Annotated in this window: 9 protein-coding genes; 5 read left to right on the top strand and 4 right to left on the bottom strand. The window is 68.5% G+C overall.

What is annotated here, in order from left to right; translation table 11 throughout:
• Nucleotides 1-74 precede the first annotated feature (74 nt).
• The 4 genes from OHA98_RS07030 to OHA98_RS07045 all read right to left on the bottom strand — a co-directional run bounded on the left by OHA98_RS07030 (nt 75) and on the right by OHA98_RS07045 (nt 3,962).
• Nucleotides 75-851, bottom strand: coding sequence for a succinate dehydrogenase/fumarate reductase iron-sulfur subunit (locus OHA98_RS07030; protein WP_266923427.1), 777 nt, complete (start codon nt 849-851; stop codon nt 75-77).
• Nucleotides 848-2,764, bottom strand: coding sequence for a fumarate reductase/succinate dehydrogenase flavoprotein subunit (locus OHA98_RS07035; protein ID WP_266923428.1), 1,917 nt, complete (start codon nt 2,762-2,764; stop codon nt 848-850). The genes OHA98_RS07030 and OHA98_RS07035 overlap by 4 nt, the downstream gene beginning before the upstream one ends.
• 73 nt (nt 2,765-2,837) lie before the next feature.
• Nucleotides 2,838-3,596, bottom strand: coding sequence for a hypothetical protein (locus tag OHA98_RS07040; RefSeq protein WP_266927774.1), 759 nt, complete (start codon nt 3,594-3,596; stop codon nt 2,838-2,840).
• 129 nt (nt 3,597-3,725) lie between these two features.
• Nucleotides 3,726-3,962: a hypothetical protein gene (locus OHA98_RS07045; RefSeq protein WP_266923430.1), complete on the bottom strand. Its 237-nt coding sequence runs from the start codon at nt 3,960-3,962 to the stop codon at nt 3,726-3,728.
• 285 nt (nt 3,963-4,247) lie between these two features.
• Between OHA98_RS07045 and OHA98_RS07050 the strand changes: the two genes are divergently transcribed.
• The 5 genes from OHA98_RS07050 to OHA98_RS07070 all read left to right on the top strand — a co-directional run bounded on the left by OHA98_RS07050 (nt 4,248) and on the right by OHA98_RS07070 (nt 13,169).
• A complete protein-coding gene (locus OHA98_RS07050) occupies nt 4,248-6,746 on the top strand; it encodes an ABC transporter family substrate-binding protein (protein ID WP_266923432.1) in 2,499 nt (832 codons plus the stop codon).
• Between the two features lie 357 nt (nt 6,747-7,103).
• Nucleotides 7,104-8,978 carry a translational GTPase TypA gene (gene typA / locus OHA98_RS07055; protein ID WP_266923434.1) on the top strand — a complete coding sequence of 625 codons (1,875 nt, stop codon included), beginning with the start codon at nt 7,104-7,106 and terminating at the stop codon, nt 8,976-8,978.
• A 567-nt stretch (nt 8,979-9,545) separates the two neighbouring features.
• Entirely contained in the window at nt 9,546-11,162 is a 1,617-nt protein-coding gene (locus tag OHA98_RS07060) for an ABC transporter substrate-binding protein (protein ID WP_266923436.1), read from the top strand.
• Between the two features lie 131 nt (nt 11,163-11,293).
• Nucleotides 11,294-12,223, top strand: coding sequence for an ABC transporter permease (locus tag OHA98_RS07065; RefSeq protein ID WP_266923438.1), 930 nt, complete (start codon nt 11,294-11,296; stop codon nt 12,221-12,223).
• The gene (locus tag OHA98_RS07070; RefSeq protein WP_266923440.1) at nt 12,216-13,169 is read left to right on the top strand and encodes an ABC transporter permease; all 954 of its coding nucleotides are present in this window, start codon (nt 12,216-12,218) and stop codon (nt 13,167-13,169) included. Before OHA98_RS07065 ends, OHA98_RS07070 begins: the two co-directional genes overlap by 8 nt.
• Nucleotides 13,170-13,174: the final 5 nt, after the last annotated feature.

Raw genomic sequence — 13,174 nt, forward strand, 5'->3', positions numbered from 1 at the left:
CTGCCCCGCGATCCCTGGCCGGAAAGGGATGACGGGACAGCCCCGGGCCGCGCCGCGGCGAGCCGGCCGCCCGGTCAGCTCCCGTTCCGGCGCCTCCCGATCCTGCTGCCCAGCCACACCAGCGGGTCGTACGCGCGGTCCACCACCCGCTCCTTCAGCGGGATCAGCGCGTTGTCGGTGATCCTGATGTGCTCGGGGCACACCTCCGTACAGCACTTGGTGATGTTGCAGTGGCCGAGGCCGTGCTCCTCCTGCGCCGCGGCCCTGCGGTCCAGGCCCGCCTCGGCGGCGGCGTCCAGGGGGTGCATGTCCAGCTCGGCGACCCGCATCAGGAAGCGCGGCCCGGCGAAGGCCTCCTTATTCTCCTCGTGGTCGCGCACCACATGACAGGTGTCCTGGCACAGGAAACACTCGATGCACTTGCGGAACTCCTGCGAGCGCTCCACATCGACCTGTTGCATCCGGTAGTCACCCGCCTTCACCCCCTCGGGCGGCACGAAGGCGGGCACCTCGCGGGCCTTCGCGTAGTTGAAGCCCACGTCCGTCACCAGGTCACGGACGACCGGGAAGGCCCGCAGCGGGGTGACGGTGATCGTCTCCTCCTGGCTGAACACCGACATCCGGGTCATGCACAGCAGCCGCGGGCGCCCGTTGATCTCCGCGCTGCACGAACCGCATTTGCCCGCCTTGCAGTTCCAGCGCACGGCGAGGTCTCCCGCCTGGGTGGCCTGGATGCGGTGGATGATGTCGAGGACCACCTCTCCGTCGTTCACCTCGACCGTGTAGTCCGCCAGACCGCCGCCGCCGGTGTCGCCGCGCCACACCCGGAACCGGGCCTCGTAGCCGCTCATTCGTACAGCTCCTCCTCGGCGAGGTACTTGACCAGCTCCTCCTTCTCGAACAGGGAGAGCAGGTCCGGACGGATGGGTTCGGTCGTTCTCCGTACGAGCTCGATGCGTCCGCCCAGCGGCTCGGCCGTCCCACCGGCGAGCCGGCACAGCAGATTGACCGGGCGCCAGGAGCGCTCCATCGTGGGACGGTCCTCCCGGGTGTGACCGCCCCGGCTCTCGGTGCGCTCCAGCGCCGCCCGCGCGACGCACTCGCTGACCAGCAGCATGTTGCGCAGATCCAGGGAGAGGTGCCAGCCCGGGTTGAACTGCCGGTGGCCCCCGACCCCGGCCCGCCGGGCGCGTGCCCGCAGCCCGGCCAGCCGCTCCAGGGCCTCGGTCATCTCGGCCTCGCGGCGGATGATGCCGACCAGGTCGTTCATCGTCTGCTGGAGTTCCTGGTGGAGGGTGTACGGGTTCTCCGCGGGCTCCCCGGGGGCCGCGGAGACCTCCGCGCCGAAGGGGCGCAGCGCCTCCGCCGCCGCCGCGTCGATCTGTTCCTCGTCCACCGCGGGGCGCCCCGCGGGCCCCGCCGCGTGGGCGGCGGCGTGCAGGCCCGCCCGCCGGCCGAAGACCAGCAGGTCGGAGAGGGAGTTCCCGCCGAGCCGGTTGGAGCCGTGCATGCCGCCCGCTACCTCGCCCGCCGCGTACAGTCCGGGCACGGCGAGGGCGGCGGCGGTGTCGGACTCGACGGCGATGCCGCCCATCACGTAGTGGCAGGTCGGTCCGACCTCCATCGGCTCCGCCGTGATGTCGACATCGGCCAGCTCCTTGAACTGGTGGTACATCGACGGCAGCCGGCGCCGGATCGTCTCCGCGGGCATCCGGGTCGACACGTCCAGGAACACCCCGCCGTGCGGCGAGCCGCGGCCCGCCTTGACCTCGGAGTTGATGGCGCGGGCGACCTCGTCGCGCGGCAGCAGTTCGGGCGGGCGGCGGTTGTGGTCCGGGTCCTCGTACCAGCGGTCGCCCTCGGCCTCCGACCGCGCGTACTTCTCCTTGAACACATCGGGGATGTAGTCGAACATGAACCGCTTGCCCTCGGAGTTGCGCAGCACTCCGCCGTCACCCCGCACCGACTCGGTGACCAGGATGCCCTTCACCGAGGGCGGCCAGACCATACCGGTCGGGTGGAACTGCACGAACTCCATGTTCAGCAGGGGAGCGCCCGCCAGCAGGGCGAGCGCGTGGCCGTCGCCCGTGTACTCCCAGGAGTTCGACGTGACCTTGAAGGACTTGCCGATGCCGCCGGTGGCGAGGACGACCGCGGGGGCTTCGAGGACGAAGAAGCGGCCGGACTCCCGTTCGTAGCAGAAGGTGCCGGAGACCCGTTCGCCGTCCTTGAGGATCCGGGTGACCGTGCACTCCTGGAAGACCTTCAGCCGGGACTCGTAGTCGCCCGTCCCGCGGAAGTCCTCCTGCTGGAGCGCGACGATCCTCTGCTGGAGCGTACGGATCAGTTCGAGGCCGGTACGGTCCCCGACGTGCGCGAGCCTGGGGTACTCGTGGCCGCCGAAGTTGCGCTGGGAGATCCTCCCGTCCGGCGTACGGTCGAAGAGGGCGCCCCAGGTCTCCAGTTCCCAGACCCGGGCGGGTGCCTCCCTGGCGTGCAGCTCGGCCATCCGCCACTGGTTGAGGAACTTGCCGCCGCGCATCGTGTCGCGGAAATGGACCTGCCAGTTGTCGCCGGAGTTCACATTGCCCATGGAGGCGGCGATTCCGCCCTCCGCCATGACGGTGTGGGCCTTGCCGAACAGCGACTTGCAGATGACCGCGGTGCGCGCGCCGCGCTCCCGGGCCTCGATGGCGGCGCGCAGTCCGGCGCCCCCGGCACCGACCACGACGACGTCCCACTGCTGTCGTTCGAGCTGAGTCACAGGAAGAACCTCACGGTCTGGAGGAAGCTCACGGTCATCGGTGCGGTCTCGGCACGTCCTGCCGGGCGGGGCACTAGAAGAATCTCGGGTCGTCGAAGGCCCCGGACGCGACGAGACAGACGTAGAAGTCGGCGGCCGCCACGCTGATCAGCGAGGCCCAGGCGAGCTGCATGTGCCGGGCGTTCAGCTTTCCGGCCCACCCCCACAGCCGGTAGCGCACGGGGTGCCGGGAGAAGTGCCGCAGCCGGCCGCCGATGATGTGCCGGCACGAGTGGCAGGAGAGGGTGTACGCCCAGATCAGCGCGATGTTGACCAGGAAGATCAGCGAGCCGAGTCCCATGTGCCCCCACGCGTAGTGCTCGTCGCGGAAGGTCAGCACGGTGTCGTACGTCAGGATTCCGGCGACCGGCACCGCGGCGTAGAAGAAGTACCGGTGCATGTTCTGCATGACGAGCGGGAAGCGGGTCTCGCCGCTGTACGAGGCGTGCGGCTCGGCGACCGCGCAGGCCGGGGGCGACGCCCAGAAGCCCCGGTAGTAGGCCTTGCGGTAGTAGTAACAGGTCAGCCGGAAGCCCAGGGGGAAGATCAGGATCAGCAGGGCGGGGGAGAGCCCCCACCAGCTGCCGAGGATCTCCCAGTTCGGGCCCGACCGCATGGGGGCGCAGTTCTCCGCCAGGCACGGCGAGTAGAACGGCGACACATAGGGGGCGGCGTAGTAGTCGGTGTTGGCGAAGGCCCGCCAGGTCGAGTACACGATGAAGGCCAGGAGTCCTGCGGCGGTCACGGCGGGTGCCAGCCACCAGCGGTCGGTCCGCAGATGGCGGGCGGGGATGGCGGCGCGCGAGGGGTGCCTGACGCCCCGCCCCGCGCCCGGTCCCGCTTTCGGTTCCGTGCCCGGTCCTGTGCCTGGTTCCGTATCCGAATCCGTGCCTGATTCCGTACCGGTGGCCAAGGGGCTCTCCTAGGGGGCGTGCCTGCCGCGGACGCCCAGACCCTCGTCGTCCGAGTCCGTCCACAGGGTGGCGTCGTACGGCGCGTCGTTGATGGTGACCATGCCGGCGCGGTGGTCCGGGGCTCCGGCGCCGTCCGCGGTATCGGCCTCGCGCAGTCGCGCGAGAATCCGCTCCAGCCGTTCGACGGTGCGGACCAGGTCGTCGAGGCAGTGCTGAACATCCGTCAATTCCTGGTGCAGGGACATGACTTGCCCTCATTTCCGCGGTGGGCGGGTGGCAATGCTCATGCGGTTGCGAGTGTCGCGCGTCACATCGCCTTTGGGAAGGGAGCGGGGGCGTCCGGTCTTGGTGGAACGTTCCTCCGCTCGGGTGAGGTTGCGGGGCCGTGCGCCGTGTCTGCGCCGCCTCCCGCGCGGGGGCGCCTTCAGTGGATGCACGAACCAGTGTGATCAACTGCAAATGCCACCAGAACGCATAATCCGGCCCATTCCGGTACGGGGTGGTCCGGGCCGGCCCCGGAGGTATCAGCCATGTCCCACGTCGGCGTCCCGCGCGGGACAGTCCGAAAGCGCCGCTCTCTCGCCCTTCTCACGACCGGTGTGCTCACGATCCCGGTGCTGGCCGGATGCAGCTCGGGCACCCGGGACAGCGCGCGGCCCTTCCCGCAGGACATCGCCCCGGCCGCCCGGGACCTGGTCGCCGACGGCTCCTCGGTGAACTGGGCGGTCGACGCGCTGCCCGCCACCTTCAACGCCTTCCAGGCGGACGCCGACAGCACCACCGCACGCATCGCCGGAGCGGTGCTGCCCTCCCTCTTCCCGCTGGACGTGACCGGCAGGCCCCGGCTCAACCCGGACTATCTGGAGTCGGCGAAGGTCATCGGGCGCGAGCCCAAGCAGGTCGTGCTCTACAAGCTCAACCAGCAGGCGGTGTGGAGCAACGGCCGGGAGATCGGGGCGCCCGACTTCGTCGCCCAGTGGCGCGCGCTGAGCGGCAAGGACTCGGCGTTCTGGACCGCCCGCAACGCGGGCTACGACCGGATCGAGAAGATCGAGCGCGGCGCCGACGACCTCCAGGTCCGGGTCACCTTCTCCAAGCCGTACGCGGACTGGCGCGCGCTGTTCTCGCCGCTGTACCCGAAGGAGGTGACCGGTTCCCCGGACGCCTTCAACGACGGCGCGCGCACCTCGCTCAAGACCTCGGCGGGACCGTTCCGGCTGCGCAGCGTGAGCAAGGAGGAGGGGACCGTCACGCTCGCGCGCGACCCGCGCTGGTGGGGCGACGAGGCGAAGCTCGACACGCTCGTCCTCCGTGCCGTCAAGCCCCAGGAACGCGCCAAGGCCCTCGCCGACGGCACCCTGGACATCGCCGACGTCGACCCGGCCGCGGCGCACCGTATCGCCCTGGCCGCCCGGGACGGGGGCGCGGCCGGGCAGCCGCTCACGCACGGCCCCGGGTCCGGCATGACGCCCGCCGACGCCCTGCGCTCCTGGGCCCTGGCGCACGGCTCGGACGAGGAGGAGGCGGAGAGCGCCCAGGCCGCCAGGGAACGGAACAGGGTGGCCGCGGCGGCGTACGGGGCCGAGCAGAAGGCCCTGCGCGGCTATGCCGTCCGCAAATCCCTGGAGCCCGCCTACACCCAGCTCGCGCTGAACGGCGAGACCGGGCCGCTCGCGGACGACCGGGTACGCCGGGCGGTGGCCCGCGCCCTGGACCGCCAGGAGCTGGCCGACACCGTACTGGCGCCGCTCGGGCTCCCCGCGAACCCGCCCGGCAGTCACCTGGCCCTCGCCGGACAGCCCGGGTACAAGGACGGCAGCGGCGCACTCGGCGACCAGAACACCAAGGAGGCCCAGGCGCTGCTGGCCGACGCGGGCTGGACCCGGGGCGGCGCCGCCCAGAAACCCAAGGACACCAAGGCGGGCAGCGAGGCGGAGAAGGAGAAGGAGAAGGGAGGGACGGCGGAGAAGGAGGGGGCGGCCGGGGAGAAGCCCGATGCCGGGAAGAAGACCGAGGACGGCGCGGGGGGCAAGCCCTCGGACAAGGCGGCGGACAGGACACAGGACACGGCGGAGAGGAAGGCCGCGGACAAGGAGAAGGGGGACGCGGGCAGGAAGGACGAGTCCGCCTCCGACGAGGGCACCTACATCGTCGGCGAGGACAACAAGCCGGGCGACGGACCGGGCGACGGGCCGGGCACCGCGAGCGGCTCCCGGCCGGGCGCCGCCGTCCACATCCTCGCACCCGCCCCCGCCGCGGCCGCCCAGAGCGCCGCCCTCCTGCGCCAGGCCGGAGCCCTCGTGGACGCGAAGCCCGCGTCGGGTACGGAGGCCAGGGCCGACGGTGCCGCCGAGGAGAAGCCCTCCAGGGTCAGCGCCCAGGACAAGCAGCCGGGCGGCGCCGCCGGCGCGTACGCCCCCGTGGGCACCGCCGCACCGGCCCCCGCCTCGGTGCGGGGACCGCTCGGCAAGGAGGGCAAGACGCTGACCCTGCGCTTCGTCCTCCCGTCGGGGCCCGGCTCCCAGCCGCTGCGCAGCGTCGGCGAGAAGATCGCGGCGATGCTGGACTCGATCGGCATCGGCACGGAGATCACCAAGGTCCCCGACGACAGCTACTTCAAGGACCACATCGCCTCCGGCGACTACGACCTGGCGCTGTACTCCTGGCCCGCCACCGCCTACCCGGCGACCGACGGACGCCCGATCTACGCCAAGCCCGAGCCGGCCACCGACGGATCGCTGCTCGTCGAGCAGAACTACACCCGGGTCGGCACCGACCACATCGACCAGCTCTTCGACCAGGCGGTCTCCGAGCTCGACGAGGACGCCGCCCGGGACCTGATGAAGCAGGCGGACGCACGGATCTGGGCGGCCGCCGGATCCATTCCGCTCTATCAGCGACCGCAGCTCGTGGCGGTCGACAAGAAGCTCGCGAACATCGGTGCCTTCGGCTTCGCCGCACCCCGCTACCAGGACATCGGTTTCAAGAAGCCGCAAGCGGCGGGTTCCCCCGCGAATCGTAGGAAGTAGCAGGTCAAGGCCGTACTCAAAGCTCAGGAGCTGCTCAATTCCCTTGCCCGCCGTTTGCCCGGCGGGCAAGGTGGTGTCCGTCCCGACCCGGGCTGTTCACCTCCCCCACACCCCCTGATCCACCCTTTTCACCCGGTTGCCGAGCAGCCGGCCAGTGACCTGATACGGGCTGAATATCGGCTGAATATCGGCTGAATCCCCGTGGAAGAGCGGCCTCGCGGAACGGGCCGGGAAGCCCGCGACGCGCCGGGCCCGTACCATTGGACGAGCCGTGGCGTGTCCGCCCGGCGGGCGTACGAGGACTCGAGACCGACTGAGACGCCTGATCCCACGATCCGAGAGAAGCGCAAGCCACCCATGCCCACGCGCCACGACATCCGTAACGTAGCCATCGTCGCCCACGTCGACCACGGCAAGACCACGCTGGTCGACGCCATGCTCAAGCAGGCCGGCGCGTTCGCCGCGCACGCCGCCGAGCACCTCGACGATCGCATGATGGACTCGAACGACCTGGAGCGTGAGAAGGGCATCACGATCCTCGCCAAGAACACGGCGGTGAAGTATCACCCCAAGGACGGCGGGGACCCGATCACGATCAACATCATCGACACCCCCGGCCACGCCGACTTCGGCGGCGAGGTCGAGCGCGGTCTGTCGATGGTGGACGCGGTCGTGCTGCTCGTCGACGCCTCCGAGGGCCCGCTCCCGCAGACCCGGTTCGTGCTGCGCAAGGCCCTCTCCGCGAAGATGCCGGTCATCCTGTGCATCAACAAGACGGACCGCCCCGACTCCCGGATCGACGAGGTCGTCAACGAGACGTACGACCTGTTCCTGGACCTGGACGCGGACGAGGAGCAGATCGAGTTCCCGATCGTCTACGCCTGCGCCCGTGACGGCGTCGCCTCGCTGACCAAGCCGGAGGACGGCACCGTCCCGGCCGACAGCGAGAACCTGGAGCCGTTCTTCAACACGATCCTGTCGCACGTCCCGGCACCGGAGTTCGACGCGGACGCGCCGCTCCAGGCCCACGTCACCAACCTGGACGCCGACAACTTCCTCGGCCGTATCGCGCTCTGCCGCGTCGAGCAGGGTGAGCTGCGCAAGGGCCAGACCGTCACGTGGATCAAGCGCGACGGCACGATGTCCAACGTCCGCGTCACCGAGCTGCTGATGACCGAGGCGCTCACCCGCAAGCCGGCCGAGATGGCGGGCCCGGGTGACATCTGCGCCGTCGCCGGTTTCCCGGACATCATGATCGGCGAGACCCTGGCCGACCCAGAGAACCCGATCGCGCTGCCGCTGATCACGGTCGACGAGCCGGCCATCTCGATGACCATCGGTACGAACACCTCGCCGCTCGTCGGCAAGGGCGGCAAGGGCCACAAGGTCACCGCCCGCCAGGTGAAGGACCGGCTGGACCGTGAGCTGATCGGTAACGTCTCGCTCCGTGTCCTGGACACCGAGCGCCCGGACGCCTGGGAGGTCCAGGGCCGCGGTGAGCTCGCGCTGGCGATCCTCGTCGAGCAGATGCGCCGTGAGGGCTTCGAGCTGACGGTCGGCAAGCCGGAGGTCGTCACCAAGCAGATCGACGGCAAGACCCACGAGCCGATCGAGCGCATGACGATCGACTCGCCGGAGGAGCACCTCGGCGCCATCACGCAGCTGATGGCGACCCGCAAGGGCCGCATGGAGACCATGACGAACCACGGTTCGGGCTGGGTCCGCATGGAGTGGATCGTTCCCTCCCGCGGCCTCATCGGCTTCCGTACGGAGTTCCTCACCCAGACCCGCGGCACGGGCATCGCGCACTCCATCTTCGAGGGCCACGAGCCGTGGTTCGGCGAGCTGCGCACCCGTCACAACGGCTCGCTGGTCGCCGACCGCTCGGGAACGGTCACGCCGTTCGCGATGGTCAACCTCCAGGAGCGCGGTGTCATCTTCACCGAGGCCGGCACCGAGGTCTACGAGGGCATGATCATCGGCGAGAACTCCCGCGCCGACGACATGGACGTGAACATCACCAAGGAGAAGAAGCTCACCAACATGCGTGCGGCGTCCGCGGACACCACGGAGAACGTGGTCCCGGCCCGCAAGCTGTCGCTGGAGCAGTCCCTGGAGTTCTGCCGCGAGGACGAGTGCATCGAGGTCACCCCGGAGACCGTGCGCATCCGCAAGGTCGTCCTGGACGCGAAGCAGCGCGGCCGCACGGCCTCGCGCGCCAAGAACGGCTGACCGCGCCAAGGACGGCTGACCGCACCAAGGACGGCCTCGCGCGCCGAGAACGGCTGACCTCGCCACGGCGGGCCGAGCCCGCTCCGGGTGACCGGAGCGGGCGTTCCGCATGTGTAGATCGTCCGGCGCGGCCAGGGCCTCTTCCGGTCGTACAGTCGGACTTTCGGCACGGGCGTTGACAGAAGGTCCGGCCCCCCGCAGAGACTGTGGGGGGCCGGACCTTTCCGTCAACCATATTTCCTGACCGTGCTGTCCGGATATCGGGCGTCGCTCTCCGGAACATGTGTTAACAGTCCGTTTCGGGCGTGTCTGTCTGGGATCACTTTGTCCGGATTTCGGGCACACGCGGTGGTCTGATGTTGTCAAACCGAGACCCTTTAAGTGTGGTTTACAGCCCGGCCGTACCCAATAGTTGGCTCCATTGAGCTCGGGTCAATGGGTCACGCACTGTGGGGAGTGCCGACTCACGAGCACACTCGGGGCACTGAACGATCACCGTCAGGGGTGTCGGTGAATCTCTCCAGTGCCCCTCTTGTAGTCAAAAGTGGACTCATGAGGAGGAAACCCATGCGCGGTGCCAAGAGCGCCAAGTGGGTCGCGGGAGCGGCAATCATCGCCCTGGCCGCGACTGCCTGTGGTGGCGGCGACAGTGACGAAGGCAAGAAGAACACGTCGGGACAGCCCGCCGGGTACGTCTCGATCGACGTCGGCGAGCCGCAGAAGCCTCTGATGCCGGCCGACACGAACGAGAGCAACGGCTCCTACGTCATCCAGTCGCTGTTCACGCAGCTGCTGGACTTCGACGACAAGGGCGACATCGTTCTCACGAACGCCGAGTCCGTCGAGACCAAGGACTCCAAGACGTGGACCGTCAAGCTCAAGAAGGGCTGGAAGTTCCACAACGGTGAGGCCGTCACCTCGCAGTCGTACATCGACGCGTGGAACTGGTACGCCAACGTCAAGAACGCCCAGCAGAACGCGTTCTGGTTCTCGGACATCAAGGGCTACGCGGACGTCCACCCGGACAAGGGTGACCCGAAGGCCGAGGCCATGTCCGGTCTGAAGGCCGTGGACGACACCACGTTCACGATCGAGCTGACGGAGAAGGTCCCGTACTTCAACTACAAGCTCGGCTACGCGACGTTCGCGCCGCTGCCCAAGGTCTTCTACGACGACCCGAAGGCGTTCGGCCAGAAGCCGATCGGTAACGGCCCGTACTCGTTCGAGAAGTGGACCCACAAGAAGCTCATCCAGGTCAAGGCCTTCGATGGGTACCAGGGTCCGAACAAGGCTGCCAACAAGGGCATCCAGTTCAAGAACTACTCGACCGTCGAGGCCGCGTACCAGGACGTCCTCTCCGGCAACCTGGACATGATCCGCCAGGTCGGTCCGAAGGACCTCCCGAAGTACAAGACGGACCTCGGTGACGGCGCGATCGAGCAGCCGTACGCCGCGATCCAGTCGCTGAACCCGGCGTTCTACTCCAAGACGTTCAAGGACATCGACCCCAAGGTTCTCCAGGGTCTGTCCATGGCGATCGACCGTGACACGATCACGAAGACCGTCCTGAACGGCACCCGCACCCCGGCGACGAGCTTCACGCCCCCGCAGGTCAAGGGCAACCAGACGCTCGAATCGGACATCCTGAAGTACAACCCGACCAAGGCGAAGCAGCTGATCAAGGACGGCGGCGGCGTCCCTGAGAACAAGATCTTCATCCAGTACAACGCCGACGGTGGGCACAAGGAGTGGGTGACCGCTGTCTGCGAGTCCATCCGCAACGCCACCGGGGTCGACTGCGTGGGCGACGCCAAGCCCGACTTCCCGACCGACCTCGAGGCTCGTGACAACGACGAGGTCAAGGGCTTCTACCGCGGTGGCTGGGTGGCCGACTACCCGGTCAACGTGAACTTCCTCAAGGAGCTCTACCACTCCAAGGCGGAGTCCAACAACGGCCGCTTCAACGACAAGGAAATCGACGACCTGATGGCGAAGGGGGACAAGGCCGACTCGCTCGAGGCCTCGGTCGCCGCCTACCAGGAGGTCGAGAAGAAGCTCGTCGAGAAGATGCCGGCCATTCCGCTCTGGTACTACGCCATCAACGGCGGCCACGGCAAGAACGTCGACAACGTCAAGGTCGACTTCCACGGTGACCTCGAACTGACCGGCGTCACCACCAAGTAGTACGCCGGCGGGTCATTTCCCCACTTGGCCGTTATCCGGTACAGCTGCCCCTCAGCGGTGCCGGAGGCTCGGGGGTCGTCTCTGCGAAGAGGCGGCCCCCGCGCCGCAGTTATCCCCACACGGAGGCACCCATGGGGCGCTATGTCGCACGACGACTGCTCCAGATGATCCCGGTCTTCCTCGGGTCGACCCTGCTGGTCTTCCTGATGATGTACGCACTGCCCGGCGACCCCGTCAGAGCGCTGGCCGGTGAACAGCATGTCGATCCCTCTCAGATCGCCGCGCTGAAGGCGGAGTACGGGCTCGACAAGCCGATCTGGCAGCAGTATTTGAACTACCTGGGCAATCTGTTCCAGGGCGATTTCGGCACGCAGATCGGAACGCAGCGTCCGGTCTCCGAAGTCATCGCCGACGCCTACCCGGTCACGATCCAGTTGGCGCTCTTCGCCTTCGTCTTCACGGTCGTCGCGGGCATCTCCCTCGGCATCATCGCCGGGCTGAAGGCCGAGTCCCTCCGGGACCGCGGTCTGCTCGGCCTGACGCTGGTGCTGATCTCCATGCCGTCCTTCGTGCTGGGTTTCCTCGTCCAGTACTTCGTCGCGTTCAAGCTGGGCATCGCGAACCCGAACGTGAGCATCGACCCGACGCCGACCGAGCTGATCATGCCGGCCATCGTCCTGGCGTCGCTGTCCCTCGCCTATGTGGCCCGTCTGACGCGTACCTCGGTCGCGGAGAACATCCGCGCCGACTACATGCGCACGGCCGTCGCCAAGGGCCTGCCGCGCCGCCGCGTCATCGGCGTCCACCTGATGCGCAACTCGCTCATCCCGGTCATCACCTTCCTCGGCACCGACATCGGTGCCCTGATGGGCGGCGCGATCGTGACCGAGGGCATCTTCAACATCAAGGGCGTCGGATCGCTCGTCTTCGAGGCGCTCGCCAAGCGTGAGGGCGCCACCGTCGTAGGCGTTGTGACGCTGCTCGTCATCGTCTATCTCGTCTGCAGCCTGCTCGTCGACCTGCTCTACGCGGTCCTGGACCCGAGGATCCGGTATGCCTGACACCACCGCACTCAAGAGCACCGACGCTCCGGCCACCGGCGTGGAGGCGCCCGCCCTGACGGACTCCGGGCCCGCTCCCGGCAAGCCGCGCAGCCTCTGGTCCGACGCCTGGCACGATCTGCGCCGCAACCCGCTGTTCATCATCTCGATGGCGCTGATCCTGCTGCTCGCCGTCATGGCGATCTTCCCGGGCCTGTTCACCAGCGCCTCGCCGCGGGACGCCAATCTGGCCGAGCACTACCTCCAGCACCCGAAGTGGGGCAACTTCTTCGCCCCCGACTGGCTCGGCTACGACGTTCAGGGCCGTTCGATCTACGCGCGTGTCGTGTACGGGGCCCGAGCCTCCATCACCGTCGGTGTGGTCGTGACCATCGCGGTCACCGTCACCGGCCTGGTGGTCGGCATGATCGCCGGTTACTTCGGCGGCTGGATCGACACGATCCTCTCCCGCATCACCGACGTCTTCTTCGGTGTTCCGTTCATCGTCGGCGCCATGGTCATCCTGACCAGCTTCGAGGAGCGCTCGGTCTGGGTCGTGATCCTGTCGATGGCCTTCCTCGGCTGGACGCAGATCGCCCGTGTCGCCCGCGGCTCGGTCATCACGATCAAGCAGGCCGACTACGTGGTCGCCGCCAAGGCGCTCGGCGCCTCCACCACCCGGATCCTGACGCGGCACATCCTGCCGAACGCCATCGCTCCGGTGATCGTGGTCGCCACCATCGCGCTCGGCGGCTACATCGCCGCCGAGGCCACCCTGTCGTTCCTCGGCATCGGTCTCGCCGAGCCGACGGTCTCGTGGGGCATCGATGTGTCCTCCGCGAAGGACCAGCTCCGCAACGCCCCGTACGTCCTGGTCATCCCCTCGGTGATGGTCTCGGTCACGGTGCTGTCCTTCCTGATGTTCGGCGATGCGGTCCGCAACGCCCTCGACCCCAAGATGCGCTGAGGGAG

The organism is Streptomyces sp. NBC_00654 (genome assembly GCF_026341775.1).
In the GTDB taxonomy this organism is placed as follows: domain Bacteria; phylum Actinomycetota; class Actinomycetes; order Streptomycetales; family Streptomycetaceae; genus Streptomyces.